Source organism: Acinetobacter sp. 25-47-130 (genome assembly GCF_056779705.1).
This window is the reverse complement of sequence record NZ_JBWYII010000010.1, coordinates 78,179-97,196: the sequence shown is the minus strand read 5'-3', so window position 1 is coordinate 97,196 and position 19,018 is coordinate 78,179. Positions and strand designations below refer to the sequence as shown.

The following is a 19,018-nucleotide window of genomic DNA, read 5'->3' as shown; positions in this document are numbered from 1 at the left end:
GGTTCAAAAATGCTTAAAGCAATAGCAATGGTGGCACTCAGTTCTATTTCTGTTATGGCATTTGCATTGCCAAGTGATCGTAATCAACCCATCATGCTTTTAGCTGATCGTGCGACCTATAATGACAAAACAGGTATAACGACCTATGTGGGGAATGTTTCTGTTGAACAAGGTACTTTCAAGTTAAATGCAGCCTCTATAGTTGCTAATCTCAATGCCAATCGCCAAATTAGCTCAGTAAATGCGTCAGGTTCCCCTGCAAAATTCCAACAGCAATTAGAGTCTAAACGTGGCATTGCACGTGGTGAAGCCTCTAAAATTGTATATAACGCTGATACAGGCATTATTACTTTGTCGGGTAATGCATACTTGTATCAAGATGGCGCAAGTATTCGTGGGAACACTTTGCGTTACAGTATGAATAAGGGTGATATCGAAGTTGTAGGCGGTGGCAGTAGTGGCACAGGCAGTTCGAAAGGTCGTGTACAAATTATCATTCCACCTTCTGCCTCAAAATCATTCTCTGGAGTACGTGATTAATGAGTGTCAATGAATCACAAATCCAAACATTAAAAATTAAACATCTTGCCAAAGTTTATAGTAAACGCTGGGTGGTGAAAGATGTTTCATTTAGCATGCAAAGTGGTCAAATTGTGGGTTTGCTTGGACCGAACGGGGCGGGAAAAACGACAAGCTTTTACATGGTAGTCGGACTGGTTCGAATGGATAAAGGTGAAATTCATTTAGATAATCTTGATCTTTCGGACCTTGCAATGCATGAGCGTGCTCGTCATGGAATTGGTTATTTGCCACAAGAGGCTTCAATTTTTCGTAAATTGAGTATTTCAGATAATATTATGGCGATTCTTGAAACGCGCAAGGATCTTAATAAGCAACAACGCAAAGAGAGACTTCAAGAGTTATTAGAAGACTTTAAAATTACACATATTAAAGATTCTTTGGGGATGAGTGTGTCAGGGGGGGAGCGTCGCCGTGCTGAAATCGCTCGAGCATTAGCCGCCGATCCTAAGTTTATGCTCCTTGATGAGCCTTTTGCTGGGGTAGATCCAATTTCTGTAGGTGATATCAAAGACATTATTCGCAATTTAAAAGAACGTGGTATCGGTGTGCTCATTACAGACCATAACGTTCGCGAAACGCTCGCGATTTGTGAGCATGCTTATATTGTCAGCGAAGGATCTGTCATTGCGGAAGGAACACCAGATCAAGTACTTATGGATGAAACTGTCCGTAAAGTTTATTTAGGTGATGATTTCACAGTTTAAAAAAATAGTGTGATATCTATAAAATAATGTTGTTTTATAGATATTTAGACTGTAAATTAACTCAAACAAATCGTAAGTTTACAATTGACGCAGAAATAATATAAAAATCATTGTAGAATACGATTGATTTTATGTGACGTAGTTCACACTTTTTAATAGAGATTACAAGTGGCTAAACATCAATTAAGTCAGAAGGATATGGGGTATATCACGCTGTTTGCGATCAGTTTATGTGCGACACAAGTACATGCTGAAGATGCAATCGCTCCTCTAGCAATTGACGATACCCAACGTGCACTATCAGCAGAATTACAAAAACCCAAAATCAATTTTAGTTTGGAAAAAAAGACTGTTGAAGATATACCTGAACAGCTTGAAAAGCCACGTTTTAAATTATTCCAATCGAAATCCAAAATCTCGAAAGAGCAAGTGAAAGAACAGGTTCTTGTTCCTAAAGTTATTGAACAAGTTCCTGATTTAGACGACATAGTCGAAAATGAAATTGCTCAAGTTAACACGATACCTTTATCTAATTCGCAGTCTCAGAATGAGTCGAAGGAAAAGACTCAAAAGAAATCTTTCTTTGCATTTGTTAAGCGTGAAAAAGCGGCATCTGAACCAAAAGTATTGCTGCCAAAGGTAAAGCAGGATATTGAAGAGGCTTCAGCGCCAAATGTTCTAAAACCTACTATTTCATCTACTGTACAACCCGCTACTAAAGACACTCGTCAGGTTTTAAAACCGCTTAAACCAAAGATCCAAAATCAACTAACAGAATCTTTAATTGACGCGCAACACGCAAAATTACTAGAAAATGAAACATCGGTTTCAGAAGACAAAACAGAAAAACCAAAAAGTAAACTCTTTACATTTATTGGGAATATAGGCAAAGATAAAACTAAGTTGGATGAGGGTCATCACCAAGCTACTGGCAATGTTTCAAATACAAAAGTTTTGACACCGACTTTACAAAAATCGGTGAGTGAATCTTCATTGAAAGTGTCTAGTACACCAAAACCGAAGATTGTTAATGATCAACAAATTAACAGCCAAAACAACTTGCGACAAGCTCCACCTTCAACTGTAGCGAAAGTTGAACATCGTCAAAGTCTTGTATCTAAAGCCAAAGCTTTTTGGCCTTTTAAATCAGGTTCTCATAATAAGTTAGAAACACAGAATGTAATTGAGCGTCCAAACTTGATCGTTCAGCAACCGACTAGTGCTTTGGCTGTAAATAAACCTACAATTGTTTATTCAAAACCAATAGAGCAGAAAGCGAAAATATCTGAACAATCGCAGTCGATTAAGCCAGTTGTAAATATTAAGCCTAAAGCTGATCAAGTCGTCTCTGAACAAAAATACAATACGGTGAATGCTGAACCTCAAGCAAAGAAAAAATTCAGTTTAACTGCATTAAAATCAAATATGGATCAGTTTTTTAAACCTAAAGCTGATGATGACTTTAGACAAGTTAAGTTAAATGAACTGAGTGATTTTAGCTTTGATCCTAAACATGTTGAGCAATTGCCTGTGATTACGACACAAGCTTCGCCAAGTGCTCCAGTATCTATGATGCCACTTGTGAATGGTACGACTGATAAACAAACGTTAAGCTTATACGATGCGATCAAGATCGCAGTAGCTAGACATCCTGAAGTGACACAAAGTGTTTCTTCACTTGCATCACAAAATGCATTTATTGATGTTGCTAAAGCAGGTTATTACCCACAGTTGAGTGCAGGTGTTTCAACTGGAGATATGACTTCAGGAGAAAGAGGGCGTCAATTATTTAATGTCAATGCGACACAACTACTTTTTGACTTTGGTAAACAAAAATCACTAGTCAGTACAGAAGAAGCCAAGTTGCAGTTTAGCCAAGCTCAAGTTCTTGTCACAATTGACCAAATTGCTCTTGAAGTGGCTTCTGCCATTGTGAACATTAAGCGATATGAAGAAATTACACGTATTGCACGTGAGCAAATTGCTGGTATATCACGAATCCGAGAAATTGCTAACTTACGTGCAGAGGCAGGTATCAGCAGTCAGGCCGATCCAATTCAAGCGCAATCATATTATGAATCTGCACAATCAAATTTAATTCTGCAAGAAACACAGCTCAATGTATTTAAACAACGTCTTAGAACTTTGATGGGAACAGATATATCAAAATATAACTGGGAAATTCCTGAGAGTTTAATTAAGGCTTCAGATATTTATTCAGAGCCAAAGTTTAACGAAATTCCGAAAATGATGGCTGCCAAAGCTGAAGTTGATGTTGCAGAATTAGAAAAAAAACAAACTCAATTGAGTCGTTATCCTACGTTAAATGTTAAAGGTACATTAAGTCAAGCAGTCAACGGACGTAATCCAAATAACAATCAAGACGATGGAACAGATAGCTCTATTATGCTTGAAGCAAATAGTACTTTCTTCCAAGGTGGTGCAATTAGTTCACGTAGTCGTGCGGCATCGTTTGCAGAAGAAGCTGCTAAAGCAAAAGTAAATGCAATTTATTTAGAAACAATTGATGAAATACGTCGTGCTCAAGAGCAAGTAGAAAATAAACAGCGACAAATGAAGGTATTGATTGATCAACAAGCGACATCAGTCAGAACGAAAGAGTTATATCAAGAACAATATAAACTTGGCACTCGTACAGCTGTTGATCTTTTAAATGCTGAGCAAGCGATTCACCGTTCAAATTCAGATATTGAAACGGCACGTTATGATATTTATGAAAACTTAGTTCAATATATTGCCGCTTCTGGTAAGAGCCGCGATGTATATCAACTTAATAATTTGACCATTCAAGGGGTAGAATTGAAACCATGAATACAAGAATAAATTATCAACCATGGTTACAAGGTGTCCTGACGGTTGCACGTCACTATCGAATTGAAACCTCTGCTGAACGTATTCGCTTAGAACTAAATTGGAATCAGAACCAGTCAGTCGATGACATCTTGGCAATTATGACACGCCAAGTAGGTTTGCATGTCCGTAAAGTGGATTTTAGCCCCGATATTTTAAATCCGTGGCGTTTACCGGTATTGGTCGGATTTAAAGATGGGCAAGTTGGCGTCATTGATCGTGCAGATGCACAAGGTAACGCAAGTGTTCAACTGAGCGGTGATGAAGGGTTAGCACAGACATTTTCAGTAGATACATTATTAGATGTCATCGACTCAGTCTATATTTTAAGACCAGAAACCTCAGTACCTGATGCGCGTATTGACGAATACATTAAACCGTACGAAAAAAATTGGTTTTGGGAAATTGTATTACGCGATTGGAAACGCTATATCGATATTATGTTTGCATCATTGCTTGCAAACGTATTAGCACTCGCGACAATCGTATTCTCGATGAATGTGTATGACCGAGTTATTCCAGCACAATCTATTCCAACCTTGTGGGTATTGGCAGGTGGTGTATTACTTGCTGCAATCTTTGAATTCGCATTGAAATACTCACGATTAATTCTTTCAGATATGATTGGTAAGCGTGCGGATTTAAGAGTCTCAGATCGGGTCTTTGGTCATGCTTTACGTATTAAAAATAGTGAACGATCTAAATCCACGGGAACGTTTATTTCACAAATTCGTGAACTAGAAGGTGTACGTGAGCTTGTAACATCTACAACAATTACCGCCTTTGCTGATTTACCATTCTTCTTCCTGTTTCTTGGTATTTTTTGGCTCATTGGTGGCAATCTTTTCTGGGTAATTTTGGTGGTTGTACCGCTGATGATTATTCCAGGGCTTTTGGCGCAAAAAAAATTAGCGCAATTGGCTAAAGAGGGTATGCGTGAGTCATCAATACGAAATGCGATTCTCGTTGAAGCTGTTCAAGGTATTGAAGATATTAAACTGCTACGTGCAGAGTCCCGCTTTCAAAATCAGTGGAATCACATGAATGATGTTTCAGCTTCTATCAGCATGAAACAACGTAAAATTGTAGGCGTATTGAATCTTTGGACTCAAAAATTACAGGGGTTGACTTTTGCAATTGTGGTGTTGGTGGGTTGTTTTGCGGTAATGGATGGAGAAATGACCACCGGTGCGTTGGTGGCATGTTCGATTCTATCATCACGTATGTTAGCGCCAATTGCACAGGTTACAGGTGTTCTTGGTCGTTATCAGCAAGCTAAAACAGCGAAAGAAAGTCTTGATGAATTAATGAGTAAACAGGTTGACCATCCTGAGCGTTCACAATTGATTCAGCGATCAGTACTCGATGGTCATTATGAATTAAATGGTGTGGTCTTTAAATACGGCGAAGAAGATCCTAAACCAAGTATCGTTATTCCTAAACTTGAAATTAAACCAGGTGAAAAAATAGCGATTCTTGGGCGTAACGGTGCAGGTAAATCGACCATTCTTCAATTACTTTCAGGTATGCAAACTGCAGTTCAAGGTAAGGTTCAATTAGATAATATTGATATTACCTTGTTAGATCCATCGGACGTTCGTCGTGACGTAGGTTTGTTGAATCAAAATGCGCACCTATTCTTTGGTACAGTCAGAGAAAACTTAACGTTAGGTGCACCATTAGCTACAGATGATGATTTATTAAAAGCACTTGCAGTAACCGGTGCACTCAACTTCATTCAAGAAAAGAAGGAGGGACTAGATCATATTATTTTAGAAGGTGGTGTAGGCTTCTCAGGTGGACAACGTCAGGCACTTTTATTGTCAAGACTCCTCATTTGTCAGCCAAATATTCTGTTGTTAGATGAGCCTACAGCTGCGATTGATGATGTATCTGAAAAACAATTAATTGATCATATGAAGAACTGGCTTGGACATCGCACATTGGTTGTGGCAACCCACCGCCGTGCAGTATTAGAGTTAGTGGATCGTATTATTGTGGTGAATGATGGTCGTATCGTTATGGATGGCCCACGTGATCAAATTTTAAATAATTCTGGCCAGCAACAAGCAAATTCAGGGGCTAAATCATGAGCGAAGAATTAAAACAACAACGTTCATTAAAAGTGTCTCAGTTAGAGCCACCATTACCGAAGGTTAGTATTACGATTTGGATTATTGGTCTGGGTTTGCTTGCACTCATTATTTGGGCAGCTATTTTCAAACTTGAAGAAGTTTCTAATGGTACAGGTAAAGTGGTTCCAACTTCTAAAGAACAAGTGATTCAATCTTTAGAGGGCGGGATTCTAACCAAACTTGAAGTTAAAGAAGGTGATATTGTTGAAAAAGGGCAAACCCTTGCTCAACTTGATCCGACACGATTTGCTTCAAATGTGGGTGAATCAGAATCTTTACTACTGTCATCGCAAGCAACAGCTGCGCGTTTACGTGCGGAAGTGAATGGTGGTCCACTGGTATTTCCAGAGTCAGTTCAAAAAATTCCAAAATTGGTTGCTGAAGAAACTCAGCTTTATCGTTCTAGACGTGCCAATATGGAAGAATCTATTGCTGGCTTAACGCAAGCACTTACGTTAGTTCAGCAAGAATTGAGAATGACAGAACCGCTTGTTGCCAAAGGTGCTGCGAGTGAAGTTGAAGTTTTACGTTTAAAACGTCAAGCAAATGAATTGACCAACCAAATTAACGATATTCGTAACCAGTACTATGTGCAGGCACGCGAAGAGTTATCTAAGGCGAGCACTGATGTCGAAACTCAACAACAAGTGATCAAAGGTAAATCTGATAGTCTGAATCGTACAATCTTTAAAGCACCAGTCCGCGGTGTGGTAAAAGAAATTGATGTGATGACTTTGGGTGGTGTTATTCCTCAGAATGGTAAGTTGATGACCATTGTCCCTTTAGATGAACAACTTTTAATTGAGGCGCGAATTTCACCGCGTGATATTGCATTTATTCATCCTGGACAGGAAGCTTTAGTTAAAATCACTGCTTACGATTATTCAATCTACGGTGGCTTGAAAGGAGAGGTAACAGTTATTTCTCCTGATACGCTACGTGATGAAGTTAAACAAGATCAATTCTATTATCGTGTGTATATTCGTACTGATTCAGACAAGCTTTATAACAAAGCTGGGCAAGCTTTCCCAATCACGCCGGGTATGGTATCAACGGTTGATATTAAGACAGGTCAAAAAACGATTCTTGAATACCTGTTGAAACCATTCAATAAGGCGAAAGAAGCGTTACGCGAACGATAATCTCTATTTTTTCAGTCTGTTTAAAACCCAATCAATGATGTTTTGATTGGGTTTTTTAATATGATTGAATCACGCATAATGTATTTGAGTTCAACCTTTGTAATTTACCATGCCATTTACTCTTGCTCAGACTTATATCTATGAAGAAGATATTAAGAAAAGCCGTTTTCAGGCGATCACCGCACCTGTGGAAAATGAACAGGATGTAAAAGAGTTTTTAAACCAGTATTTTGATGCCTCGACGACCCATCAATGCTGGGCATGGAAAATTGGGCATCAAGTCCGTTTTAATGATGATGGAGAACCTTCAGGAACAGCTGGAAGACCCATACTTGCAACGATTGAAGGGAATGAGCTCACTAATATTATTGTATTGGTAAACCGCTGGTATGGTGGTATCAAACTCGGAACTGGAGGCTTGGTACGAGCATACGGAGGTGTAGCAGGGCAATGCTTATTACAGGTCGAAAAAATTGAACTCATCGAAAAGAAATCTGTAAATTTTAAATGTCAATTTAATGAGTGGTCTATTTTTCAATATGAGTTAAATCAACAAAAAATTGAATATATTGAAGAATATGTTGACTCTGGAGTATTGATTACTGCGCGTATGCAAATTCATGAAATTGAGCCGTTTAAACTGAAAATCCAAGATGTGACTCGTGGACGTGAACAATTGAATATAGAGGATGTCGAACGTGACGGAACATGATCCTTTACTCAAGTACCGAGAACAGCATAAACATCGTTTGAATTACATGCCTTGGTTATATTGGTCACTCAAGGCAAAGCATCGTGAATGGGCAGAAGCTTGGCAAAAAGATTATCAAGCCTATTTAATGGATATGGAGACTGTTGAAATTGGAAAAAATTGTTTCATTTCCCCTTTAGCCCATATTTTTGCTGAGCGTGGTCGAAAGATTATTATTGGGGATAATACATTTATTGCCGCTGATTGTACCTTGCATGGTCCTTTAGAAATTGGGTCTGAAGTCGCCATTAATCATCATTGTATTTTAGATGGTGGACGCGTTGGGATTAAAATTTATGACCAAGTACGGATCGCAGCTTATTGTCATCTTTATGCCTTTGATCATGGCATGAGTTTAGATCAACCTATTTACCAGCAAGCAGTACGCTCAAAAGGCATTGAGATTCATCGTGATGTTTGGTTAGGGACACATGTAGGTGTTAAAGATGGCGTGACCATACATGAACAGGCGATTGTAGGTATGAATAGTATGGTTACTAAGGATATTCAGGCAAGAGAAGTTGTTGCAGGGAATCCAGCTCAATTTATACGAATGCGTGAATAATTCGTAACGTGAAAGATTGAATTAAATTACATAAACCATGTTCATTTGCCCGAAAGCTATGATAGTTTAAAGAAAAGAACAATCAGACATCATGTCAAAGTGAGGCAATCATGAACCGTGTAATTGCGTGTATTGATTCATCCCCATGTATTCATGCCTTAGCTGAAGCAGCAGCCTGGATTGCGGATCGAACTAAACGTGAGTTAGTCCTTTTACAGGTTTTAGATTACTATCCTGCAAGTTATCATCTGGGTGAAATTAGTGGTGTGATTGGATTTGAAAGTAATGCGATGCTCTTAAAAGAACTCGCGGAATTAGAACAAAAACAAAGTGAATTAGCTTTAGATTATAGTAATAATCTTCTTTCACATATTTCAGAAGTGATTGAAGAAAAATATGGTATTACGCCGATAAAAATTCAAGAAAAAGGCGATTTCCTCGAACAGAGTTTCAATGTTTTAAATGAAAATGATATTGCGATTATTGGTCGAGTAGGTGAGCGCTCCGCGGAAAAACACAAAAGCTTAGGGAGTAATGTAGAGAATTTTATTCGTGGTGCTCGTTGTACGGTTTTAACTGTTGGTGAAACCTTTAAGCCACCAACACGTTTTATTTTCGCCTATGAAGATTCTCAGACTTGTAAAGAAATGATGCATCGTGTTGCTAAAAGTGATTTATTAAGAACACTTCAGTGTCATTTGCTTTATGTGGGTGATCATCCCGAAATTCTTGATATCCCAGCTCAGTATTTACGTGAAGCTGAATTGGATGTGGTTGTTGAATACCGTTTTGGAGATGTCGCTGAGAATATTTTAGATTATCAGCAACAACATCAAATTCAATTAATTGTGCTAGGCGCTTATAGTCGCAGTAAAGTAAAACAATTTTTCTTGGGCAGTATTACAACCAATATATTTAGAAATTCAGTCGTTCCATTGTTGGTTGCTAAATGATCAATCAATTTTGATTAATTTTACTTGATAAATATTGGTTAAACTTTACCGAATGAAGGTGGATAAATTTTTAGAATAGTAGGTTTATCTGGTTTGATTATTTTATAATCTTTTAATTAAAATACATGAAAATCAGTTATTTGCCATAATATTTTATTTTTATCCACAGGAATACAAACAGGAATCGGGGATAACTTTTTCAGGGCTTTAGTGCAAGAAAAAGGAGTATTCAAATTGATGAATACTCCTTTAAGTGATACTAATGACTAGTATTAAGATTTATTTGACAATCGCCAGTGCAAAACCATCATGTCCTTTACTGCCGACCGTTTGTAAGGCTGTACTCGACAGTAGTCGAGGATGATTCTGCATGAGGCGGTACATTTCACGAATACCTTCGATGCTTGGTTTGACATTTTTTTCATCCAGAATATCACCAGCGCGAATCACATTATCTAAAAAAATAATGGTACCTGAGCGTGAAAATTTAAGTGATAGTTCTAAATACTCTGGGTAACTTTGTTTATCAGCATCAATAAATATAAAGTCAAATGGCTCAAAATTTTCAGGTAAAGATGTGAGAATATCCGCAGCGCGACCGACTTTTAATTCAACCGTTTGCTTTAATTTAGCATTGTCGATATTTTCTTGACCGAGTGCTGCATGTGTTTCACGACCTTCGATCGTGAGAATATATCCATCCTCAGGAAGGGCTCTTGCTATCCACATGGTGCTATAAGCCGCAAAGGTTCCAAGCTCTAACACACGCTTACACTGATTCATTTGAATCAACATTTGTAATAACATGCCTTGGTTAGCAGCAACTGCTAGATGGTCAGGAAAACCCTTATCAGCTGTATTTTGTAGAGTCTGAGTTAAAATTGGATCTTCTGGCATCAGATGAGATTCAATATAAGCATCAATATCTGACCATTGTTGTTGCATAACTGAGTACCTTTAGGGAGTTCAGTGCATTGTAATCGTTTCGAGTGAATGTGCAAATTTCTGATGCTTTGATGCTGAAAAATCAGTCAAAAAAAAGAGGTCAAAGACCTCTTAATTTAATCTGATCATCTAGAATTAGTAATGGCATAAAGATGTATTTCGAGTCAGATCAGGTCCCCAAGTACGGTAACCTTGAGTATCAATATGTATTTGACCAGTCGCATACAAACCTAAGCCCATATTTAAGCTTTGACCATAATTTTGCCAAAATTGGCATAATTTAAATTTAGAATTTTCGATGAAGGCATAATCTTCAGCCTGAGGAAATTCAGGACCAATTCTGAAATCAATGGCTGAGTTATACAAGTGTCGAGACGAACCTGCACCACCAGCACATTGATTTAATGGAAGATCACGATATACAGATGTAACCTCAAAATCAGTTAAAATCCTTGCTGCAACGAGATATTTAAATACTTTCAGTGTCGGTAACTGATTCGACCATAGCTCACGGTTTGGAACCATATATTCAGATTTACCACATTTCTGCCAAGCACGTGCTGATTTAAAAAGTTCAAAACTTGGGATAATATTGCCAACATTATTACGTTCTAAGTATTGTTCATATTCCCGTGCTTCAGCTTGGTTATTTCCTTGCATCAGCCAAACACGATAAGAATTCGGCATGACTTTTGGTCGCGCTGGACGTTCATAGGTTATTTTTTCTTGTGGAATATATATGCGTTGACCATCATTGGTGACGATTGTTCGTCCTTTTTGAGGGGAGGACGTACATCCAATCAATATCAACGATATTGCACTGATTGAGCACAAGCCCTTCAAAATTAATTTCATTATAAATAAATTTTACTAAAGCAAATAAGTTTCTATTTTATGCTAATTGATTATCAAGAATGCGTATAAATTGCAAATAAATGTACCAATTGGGTATAAAAAAGATCAGCCGAAGCTGATCTCTCATTGGTTTATTTTTCTAAATATTGCAATTTGTTTGGTTTGCCATTCCATTCTTCACGGTCAGCTGGTTGATCACCAATCTGAGTAATATTTGGCCATTTTTCAGCAAGTTCAGCATTGAGTTCGATAAAGACTTCTTGACCTTCAGGCAGTTCATCTTCCGAGAAAATGGCATTAGCAGGGCATTCAGGCTCACATAACGCGCAGTCAATACACTCATCTGGATTAATGACTAGAAAGTTTGGACCTTCATAGAAACAGTCAACTGGGCAAACTTCTACGCAGTCTTGATACTTACATTTAATACAATTTTCAGTGACAACAAAGGTCATGGCGTCAGCTACCTAAAAAATATGGTTCTAATAACGAATGCTGTATTTTAGGCAAATTGAACGAAACTAACAATTCCTTTTCTTGATATTTAATATAGGGGATGCTACTAAATCAGTAATATTTATGATGAGATCGTACTAATTTGCAAATTCTCAGGCATTCTGCCTCTGATTTCAAAAATCATGATTAAAAAAAGCCAGCAGATCGCTGGCTTATTGATTGAGTGTGCTTGAACTAAGATTTTTGGAGTAATTGTTTGAGTTGGTAGAGTTGGTCTAAAGCCTGTCTTGGACTTAAGTCATCTACAATAATTTCTGAAAGAAGTTGTTCAACTTGAGAAGGTTGATGAATTTCAACCACTTTTTCAACTTCAATAATTTTTTCTACAGGTTTACTATTTGAAAATAAATCTTGAGAGAACAAATCTTTTTGCACAGGTTGAGTTTGCAGTTGGAGTTTCTCCAGTTTTTTAAGTTTAGCTTGAGCCTCTTTAATCACGTTTTGAGGAATACCTGCTAGTTTAGCGACCTGTAAACCATGACTTTGACTTGCAGGACCTTTTTGAACCTTATGCAACAAGATGAGATGACCATTCACTTCTTGCGCAGTGACATGATAATTATCAATACACGGATCCATGCCTAATTCTGTTAATTCAAAATAGTGCGTTGCAAAAAGACATAAACATTTAATGCGATGCGTCAAATCAAGAACACAAGCCCAAGCTAATGACAAACCATCATAAGTGCTTGTGCCACGACCTACTTCGTCCATCAATACCAAAGATTGTTGTGTGGCATGATGTAAAATTTGAGAAGTTTCCGTCATTTCCACCATAAATGTAGATTTGCCAGAAGAAAGATCGTCTGCTGAACCGATACGCGTAAAGATCCGATCAATAGGTCCCAATTTGGCAGATTTCGCTGGAACGAAACTACCGCAATATGCCAAGAGCGTAATTAACGCCGTCTGACGCATGAATGTCGATTTACCACCCATATTTGGGCCTGTGATAATCGACATACGATGCTGTGCATCTAAATAAGTATCATTTGGGGTGTAAGGGGTTTTAATCAGTGATTCAACAACGGGATGGCGTCCTGCTTGAATGTGTATTCCAATTTCAGGGCTAAATTCCGGACGATTCCAATTATATAATCTTGATAGATGTGCGAAGTTTGTCAGTACATCCAGTTGAGCAATAGCACTCGCCATCATTTGAAGATTGGCAATATCTTGACGCAATTCATCCAATAACATTTCAAACAAAAGTTTTTCACGAGCCAATGCACGCGATTCACTTGAAAGCACTTTATCTTCGAAAGACTTCAATTCAGGGGTGATGTAACGTTCAGCATTTTTTAATGTTTGACGACGAATATAATGGGCAGGAGCTTGTTCTGCTTGCGCTCTGGTTAATTCAATATAATACCCACTCACTCGGTTATAACCGATTTTTAGTGTGTTTATACCTGTTGTTTCTCTTTCTTTGATCTCTAAATCAATTAAAAATTGTCCTGCATGATCGCGTATTTGACGGAGTTCATCTAACTCATGATCGAAACCATTTGCAATGACATTGCCATCTCTGAGTAGAACAGGAGGGTTTTCCACAATGGCTGACATGAGGCGATGATGTAAACCATTAAAGTCACCCAATTCCTCATTCAGTTGATTGATTAAAGTGGATTGCTGTGTTGAGGTCATTGGTGCTAATGCATGGCGTAAATACGGAATCTGAGCACAGGCTTGACGTAGTTGAACCAAATCACGCGGTCGTGCACTTCCTAATGCCACACGGCTGAGTACGCGTTCGATATCACTGATTTCTTTTAATACCAGACGAATCGGAGCTTCATGATAGCCAGATAATATGGTTTGTATCGCATCTAAACGCTGATCTAACAATGCAGTATCACGAATCGGTTGCATCAAGGTTCGACTCAGCAGTCGGCTACCCATAGCCGTTTGGCATTGGTTGGTCAAATCAAATAATGAAGTGCCATGCTCAAACAAAGGATCAATAATCTCTAGATTCCGTCGCGTTACAGGATCAAGAGCGATAAAATCGGAGCTTTGTTCAAGTCGAATTGAACGAATATGTGGCAACGCTGTCTTTTGGGTATCTTTAGCATAATGAATTAAAGCTGCCGCGGCTGCTTTCGCTAACTCAAGATGTTCAATTCCAAAGCCAGATAAAGTACTTACGGCAAATTGATCACATAAAGTTTTTTGCGCATTATTCAGATTGAAGTCTACATTTGGGCGGTTAGTAACGGGACAATCAAGAATTTGCTTAATCTGTTCAACCACTTCTGGATGCTTGAAATCTTCATCAATCAAAACTTCACTTGGCATAAGACGCGCAAGTTCCAGAGGAAGTTGTTCAGCTTGAAAACTTTGTTGTTGGACTTTAAAAATACCTGCACTGAGATCTAATAGGGCGATACCAATTTCATCAGATTTAATACAGATGGATACTAAATTTGAACTCTGATGGGCATTCAGCAATGCGTCGTCTGTCAATGTCCCCGGTGTAATAATTCTGACTACACCACGTTCGACAGGTCCTTTACCAGTGACTTCCCCAAGTTGTTCACAAATAACAACGGTTTCACCTTTTTTAACTAAACGCGCTAAGTATCCTTCTGCTGCATGATAAGGAACCCCAGCCATCGGTATCGGTTGTCCATTCGCTTTACCACGGTGGGTTAACGTAATCCCTAAAATTTTGGCGGCTTTATGCGCATCATCAAAAAATAACTCGTAGAAATCACCCATACGATAGAACATTAACGAATGCGGATGCTGTAATTTCACCGTCATGTATTGCTGCATCATTGGCGTCAATGTTGAAAGATCGATATTGGATTGATCTAAAGTCATCTGTGAAAAAAACCTGTAGTTAAATTTTGAAACGAAGAAGTACTGCTCAAGCTTAGCATGAGAAAAAATGCGTAAATCGATTATAAGATCTATTTTTAGCAAAAGATAAATGAGTCGAACCAATATTATAACCAACGACTCAATTTCGTTCATTGAATAATTAAATTCGATATCCATTTATGCAAATTCTTTGTGTAAAGAATCAGCAGTCTCTGGATAGTCTCCGCATCTTTTGGACAGTTTGTTATCGCATTTCATTTCATGATCAGATCATATTCGATGTCTTAGGGAAGAAAAAATGACAGGTCAAACGATTGAGATCACTACCAAATCGGGGAATCGCTATACAGGGTATTTGGCAGTCCCAGAAGCTAAGAAAGGTCCAGGGATTGTATTGTGTCATGAAATATTTGGTATCAATGCAGCGATGCGAGCAAAAGCTGACTTTCTCGCAGAGGAAGGCTATACCGTTTTAGTCCCTGATCTATTTTGGCGTACTGCACCCAACATTGAGTTAGGTTATACACCTGAGGATTTTGAAAAAGCTTTTCAACTTTATCAGCAATATGATGAAGATCAGGGTGTAAATGATATTCGTGAAAGTTTAGATTTTTTAACGACTTTAGATGCGTGTGACACGACTACGGGTCAGTCAGTGGTTGGATATTGTCTTGGTGGAAAGCTTGCATATTTGGCTGCATGCCGTATTGATAACTTAGCGTGTTCGGTTGCTTACTACGGTGTAGGCATTGACAAAGCGCTCGATGAACTCTCGAATGTGAAGGGTAAGCTTGTGTTACACATGGCTGAACTAGATCAATTCTGTCCAGCTGAAGCGCGAAATCAAATCACTGAAGCATGCGCACAATTTAAACACATTTATGCCTATGTTTATGAAGGTGTCGATCACGCATTTGCACGACCGAACAGCGATCATTATCACAAACCATCTGCGCGATTCGCCCATGAACGTACTGTAACAGCATTACATGAAACGGTTGGGCCTCACTACGACTTAGTTGCATTGTGGGAAGAGCATATCAGACATGAGTTCGACACGCGTGATGTACCAGCAACTATGGCAACGATGGTCGCTCAACCGTATGTGAATCACATTCCAACGTTGACAGGTGGTGTGGGATATAGTCAGTTAGCGCGATTCTATCGATATCATTTTGTACATCAAAACCCTCAAGATATGAAAATCACCTCAATTTCAAGAACCGTGGGATCTACTCAGGTTGTGGATGAATTCATCATGAGTTTCACTCACGACACTGAAATTGATTGGTTATTACCAGGTGTAAAACCAACTGGAAAATATGTCGAAATTCCGATGTTAGGGGTTATTCAGTTTAGAGGTCCAAAACTTTGTCACGAACATATTTATTGGGATCAAGCTTCTGTACTTGTCCAAATCGGATTACTTAATCCAGAAGGATTGCCTGTTGCAGGTGTAGAAACAGCGAAAAAACTTTTAGATGAAGATATTCCTTCAAATGGCTTGATGCCAAGTTGGGAGTCGAGTGCTGGTAAGCCAATCGAATAATCAAAATATATGGGGCAAAAAATGGAATTAAATATTAAAGATAAAGTTGCCATTGTCAGTGGAGGATCAACGTTGATTGGACAGGCTGTGGTTCAAAGTCTCGTGAATTTAGGGGCTAAAGTTGCCATTTTAGACATTGATGACTACGGAAAAACCATAGCTGCGCAACATCCTTATGAAGTGATGTTTATACAAACTGATCTAACTTCAGACATCGCAATTCATGAAGCGGTGAACAGCATTAGAAATCATCTAGGTGAAGTCAGTTATTTAGTGAACTTGGCATGTACCTATCTTGATGATGGTTTCAAATCACCACGATCAGATTGGTTAAAAGCATTAGATATCAATTTGGTATCTATTGTTGAGCTAACGCGTGCCGTATATGAAGATTTGCAAAAAAATAAAGGGTCAGTGGTGAATTTCACCTCGATTTCAGCGCAATGTGCTCAAACGGGACGTTGGTTATATCCAGTTTCTAAAGCGGCAATTTTACAACTGACCAAATCGATGGCAATGGATTTTGCGCCAGATGGTATCCGTGTCAACTCAGTTTCACCAGGTTGGACTTGGTCGAGAGTGATTTCTGAAGTGAGTGGACAAAATCGTGCGAAAGCTGATGCTGTAGCAAGTGATTATCATCTCTTGGGACGTTTGGGTAATCCGGCAGAAGTGGCAAATGTAGTGACATTCTTATTGTCGGATGCTGCAAGTTTTGTGACTGGCGCAGATTATGCGGTAGATGGTGGGTATTCAGTCATGGGGCCTGAAACGAATCAACCCGCAATACCACGTTTAGCAGAATAAATTAAATATTGGAGAATAAAGATGAGAAAAATTGCAATTGTTGGTGCAGGTCAGTCAGGACTTCAACTTGGATTAGGACTGCTTGATAAGGGATATGACATCACGATTTTATCGAATAAAACTCCTGATGAGATTCGTCAAGGTAAAGTCATGTCTAGTCAATGTATGTTCCATACTGCGTTACAGACTGAGCGTGATTTAGGACTAAATTTTTGGGAAGAGCATTGTCCATCGGTAGAAGGTATTAGTTTTGCTTTGGTTGATCCAGCAAGTGGTGAAAGAGCATTTAAATGGAGTGCGCGATTAGAGCGTTATGCTCAATCTGTTGATCAACGTGTCAAGATGCCTTATTGGCTTGAAGAGTTTCAGCGCCGTGGAGGCAAGTTTGTACTCCAAGACGTTGGTCTAAACGAATTAGAACATTTGGCTGACGAGTATGAATTAGTGCTCTTGGCTGCGGGTAAAGGTGAAGTGGTTAAAGAGTTTGTACGTGACGCAGAACGAAGTACTTTTGACAAACCTCAGCGTGCATTGGCTTTGACTTATGTGAATGGAATGAAGCCAATTTCGCCATACTCGAGAGTGAGCTTTAATATTATTCCTGGGGTGGGTGAGTATTTTTGTTTTCCTGCGCTTACAGTAAATGGTCCATGTGACATTATGGTTTTTGAAGGGATTCCTAATGGTCCTATGGATTGCTGGGCTGAAGTTAAAACACCAGAAGAACATTTAAATAAAAGCTTAGAAATTCTGAAACAACATTTGCCGTGGGAATATGAGCGTTGTAAAGACGTAACGCTGACAGATAATGGCGGATATTTAGCAGGACGTTTCCCACCAACGGTACGTAAACCTGTCATGACATTGGCTTCTGGTAAAAAAATATTTGGTATGGCAGATGCATTGGTGGTGAATGATCCAATCACAGGTCAAGGATCAAATAATGCAGCTAAGTGTAGCAAGGTTTATTTCGATGCGATCTTAGCACACGGTAATCAAGCGTTTACTGAAGATTGGATGGAGTCAACGTTTGAGAAATATTGGTCATATGCTGAAAAAGTCGTGAGCTGGACAAATAGTTTATTGGTTCCACCTCGACCTCATGTTGTTGAGCTACTAGGTGCAGCCTCTCAAAATCACAATTTAGCTTCTCAGATAGTTAATAATTTTGATGATCCACGTAACTTTTCACCGTGGTGGTTTGACGAAAACGCAGCGAAAGAATTATTAGAAACAGATCAAGTTTCTCAAGTGGCTTGATGGAACTGAGGTGTTAAAAATGGATGTATTAGATAAAATTAATCTGCAAGAGATTGACATCAGTAATCCTCGCGAGATTCGTAATCTTCTTGGTCAGTTTGCCACAGGTGTTACCGTAATCACCACACGTGGAACGGATGGACGAAAAGTGGGTATGACAGCCAATTCATTTTCTTCGTTGTCATTAGATCCACCGCTTGTGTTGTGGAGCTTGTCGAAAACAGCACCAAGTTTGCCCGATTTTGTTGCAGCTGAGCACTTTGCAGTTCATATGTTAACGAAGGAGCAGCATCAGCTTTCTACCCATTTTGCCCGTGGTGCACAAGATAAGTTTGCCACAGTTGATCATGGTGAATGTGATACAGGTGTTCCATTACTGAACGAAGCACTTGCTACACTTGTCTGTAAAAATGTACAGCAATACGAAGGTGGCGATCACTTGATTTTTATCGGTGAAATTCAAAAATATCAACAAACTGCTGGTGAGCCCTTAGTGTTTCATGCTGGTCGTTACCAAATTGCAGCGAGCCATCCAGACCTTTAATCATTGCTTTAAA

At 38.8% G+C, this 19,018-nt stretch carries 16 protein-coding genes; 12 read left to right on the top strand and 4 right to left on the bottom strand.

Annotation, left to right across the window (positions count from 1 at the left end; genetic code table 11):
• The first annotated feature begins 9 nt into the window (after positions 1–9).
• From lptA to AC1M83_RS11715, 8 genes are all read left to right on the top strand, one after another.
• Positions 10–540, top strand: coding sequence for a lipopolysaccharide transport periplasmic protein LptA (lptA, locus tag AC1M83_RS11750; RefSeq protein ID WP_373683313.1), 531 nt, complete (start codon positions 10–12; stop codon positions 538–540).
• Entirely contained in the window at positions 540–1,286 is a 747-nt protein-coding gene (lptB, locus tag AC1M83_RS11745) for an LPS export ABC transporter ATP-binding protein (RefSeq protein ID WP_481589320.1), read from the top strand. Before lptA ends, lptB begins: the two co-directional genes overlap by 1 nt.
• Before the next feature lie 1,425 nt (positions 1,287–2,711).
• Positions 2,712–4,118 (top strand): TolC family outer membrane protein, encoded by a 1,407-nt coding sequence (locus AC1M83_RS11740; protein ID WP_481590762.1) that lies wholly within the window; start codon positions 2,712–2,714, stop codon positions 4,116–4,118.
• The gene (locus AC1M83_RS11735; RefSeq protein ID WP_092767723.1) at positions 4,115–6,250 is read left to right on the top strand and encodes a type I secretion system permease/ATPase; all 2,136 of its coding nucleotides are present in this window, start codon (positions 4,115–4,117) and stop codon (positions 6,248–6,250) included. Before AC1M83_RS11740 ends, AC1M83_RS11735 begins: the two co-directional genes overlap by 4 nt.
• Positions 6,247–7,434 (top strand): HlyD family type I secretion periplasmic adaptor subunit, encoded by a 1,188-nt coding sequence (locus AC1M83_RS11730; RefSeq protein WP_035266373.1) that lies wholly within the window; start codon positions 6,247–6,249, stop codon positions 7,432–7,434. Before AC1M83_RS11735 ends, AC1M83_RS11730 begins: the two co-directional genes overlap by 4 nt.
• Before the next feature lie 109 nt (positions 7,435–7,543).
• On the top strand, positions 7,544–8,146 hold the full coding sequence (locus tag AC1M83_RS11725) for an IMPACT family protein (protein ID WP_481590743.1): 603 nt from the start codon (positions 7,544–7,546) through the stop codon (positions 8,144–8,146).
• Positions 8,133–8,750 carry an acyltransferase gene (locus tag AC1M83_RS11720; RefSeq protein WP_481590761.1) on the top strand — a complete coding sequence of 206 codons (618 nt, stop codon included), beginning with the start codon at positions 8,133–8,135 and terminating at the stop codon, positions 8,748–8,750. The genes AC1M83_RS11725 and AC1M83_RS11720 overlap by 14 nt, the downstream gene beginning before the upstream one ends.
• A gap of 110 nt (positions 8,751–8,860) precedes the next feature.
• Complete coding sequence (locus AC1M83_RS11715; protein WP_481590742.1) at positions 8,861–9,703, top strand: universal stress protein; 843 nt, start codon at positions 8,861–8,863, stop codon at positions 9,701–9,703.
• Between the two features lie 279 nt (positions 9,704–9,982).
• On the opposite strand, the gene AC1M83_RS11710 is transcribed toward AC1M83_RS11715, so the two are convergent.
• From AC1M83_RS11710 to mutS, 4 genes are all read right to left on the bottom strand, one after another.
• The gene (locus AC1M83_RS11710) at positions 9,983–10,648 is read right to left on the bottom strand and encodes an O-methyltransferase (RefSeq protein ID WP_481590741.1); all 666 of its coding nucleotides are present in this window, start codon (positions 10,646–10,648) and stop codon (positions 9,983–9,985) included.
• A gap of 135 nt (positions 10,649–10,783) precedes the next feature.
• A complete protein-coding gene (locus AC1M83_RS11705) occupies positions 10,784–11,503 on the bottom strand; it encodes a peptidase M15 (protein ID WP_481587667.1) in 720 nt (239 codons plus the stop codon).
• 131 nt (positions 11,504–11,634) lie between these two features.
• Positions 11,635–11,958 carry a ferredoxin FdxA gene (gene fdxA, locus AC1M83_RS11700; RefSeq protein ID WP_035266386.1) on the bottom strand — a complete coding sequence of 108 codons (324 nt, stop codon included), beginning with the start codon at positions 11,956–11,958 and terminating at the stop codon, positions 11,635–11,637.
• A 235-nt stretch (positions 11,959–12,193) separates the two neighbouring features.
• Entirely contained in the window at positions 12,194–14,845 is a 2,652-nt protein-coding gene (mutS, locus tag AC1M83_RS11695; RefSeq protein WP_481590740.1) for a DNA mismatch repair protein MutS, read from the bottom strand.
• A gap of 298 nt (positions 14,846–15,143) precedes the next feature.
• Between mutS and AC1M83_RS11690 the strand changes: the two genes are divergently transcribed.
• From AC1M83_RS11690 to AC1M83_RS11675, 4 genes are read left to right on the top strand one after another with little or no spacing between them, the layout of a single operon-like run.
• Positions 15,144–16,394 (top strand): dienelactone hydrolase family protein, encoded by a 1,251-nt coding sequence (locus AC1M83_RS11690; RefSeq protein ID WP_481590739.1) that lies wholly within the window; start codon positions 15,144–15,146, stop codon positions 16,392–16,394.
• 21 nt (positions 16,395–16,415) lie between these two features.
• A complete protein-coding gene (locus tag AC1M83_RS11685) occupies positions 16,416–17,201 on the top strand; it encodes an SDR family oxidoreductase (protein ID WP_481590738.1) in 786 nt (261 codons plus the stop codon).
• Between the two features lie 21 nt (positions 17,202–17,222).
• Positions 17,223–18,461 (top strand): styrene monooxygenase/indole monooxygenase family protein, encoded by a 1,239-nt coding sequence (locus tag AC1M83_RS11680; protein ID WP_180028211.1) that lies wholly within the window; start codon positions 17,223–17,225, stop codon positions 18,459–18,461.
• Between the two features lie 19 nt (positions 18,462–18,480).
• Positions 18,481–19,005, top strand: a complete 525-nt coding sequence (locus AC1M83_RS11675; RefSeq protein WP_180028210.1) for a flavin reductase family protein — start codon at positions 18,481–18,483, stop codon at positions 19,003–19,005.
• Positions 19,006–19,018: the final 13 nt, after the last annotated feature.

What these genes read in the sequence shown, in the direction of transcription:
- AC1M83_RS11715 (WP_481590742.1), top strand. Translation starts at nt 8,861, where the DNA reads ATGAACCGTGTAATTGCGTGTATTGATTCATCCCCATGTATTCATGCC.
- AC1M83_RS11725 (WP_481590743.1), top strand. Translation starts at nt 7,544, where the DNA reads ATGCCATTTACTCTTGCTCAGACTTATATCTATGAAGAAGATATTAAG.
- AC1M83_RS11730 (WP_035266373.1), top strand. Translation starts at nt 6,247, where the DNA reads ATGAGCGAAGAATTAAAACAACAACGTTCATTAAAAGTGTCTCAGTTA.
- AC1M83_RS11685 (WP_481590738.1), top strand. Translation starts at nt 16,416, where the DNA reads ATGGAATTAAATATTAAAGATAAAGTTGCCATTGTCAGTGGAGGATCA.
- lptA (WP_373683313.1), top strand. Translation starts at nt 10, where the DNA reads ATGCTTAAAGCAATAGCAATGGTGGCACTCAGTTCTATTTCTGTTATG.
- AC1M83_RS11740 (WP_481590762.1), top strand. Translation starts at nt 2,712, where the DNA reads ATGGATCAGTTTTTTAAACCTAAAGCTGATGATGACTTTAGACAAGTT.
- fdxA (WP_035266386.1), bottom strand. Translation starts at nt 11,958, where the DNA reads ATGACCTTTGTTGTCACTGAAAATTGTATTAAATGTAAGTATCAAGAC.
- AC1M83_RS11690 (WP_481590739.1), top strand. Translation starts at nt 15,144, where the DNA reads ATGACAGGTCAAACGATTGAGATCACTACCAAATCGGGGAATCGCTAT.
- AC1M83_RS11735 (WP_092767723.1), top strand. Translation starts at nt 4,115, where the DNA reads ATGAATACAAGAATAAATTATCAACCATGGTTACAAGGTGTCCTGACG.
- AC1M83_RS11710 (WP_481590741.1), bottom strand. Translation starts at nt 10,648, where the DNA reads ATGCAACAACAATGGTCAGATATTGATGCTTATATTGAATCTCATCTG.
- AC1M83_RS11680 (WP_180028211.1), top strand. Translation starts at nt 17,223, where the DNA reads ATGAGAAAAATTGCAATTGTTGGTGCAGGTCAGTCAGGACTTCAACTT.
- lptB (WP_481589320.1), top strand. Translation starts at nt 540, where the DNA reads ATGAGTGTCAATGAATCACAAATCCAAACATTAAAAATTAAACATCTT.
- AC1M83_RS11675 (WP_180028210.1), top strand. Translation starts at nt 18,481, where the DNA reads ATGGATGTATTAGATAAAATTAATCTGCAAGAGATTGACATCAGTAAT.
- AC1M83_RS11705 (WP_481587667.1), bottom strand. Translation starts at nt 11,503, where the DNA reads ATGAAATTAATTTTGAAGGGCTTGTGCTCAATCAGTGCAATATCGTTG.
- mutS (WP_481590740.1), bottom strand. Translation starts at nt 14,845, where the DNA reads ATGACTTTAGATCAATCCAATATCGATCTTTCAACATTGACGCCAATG.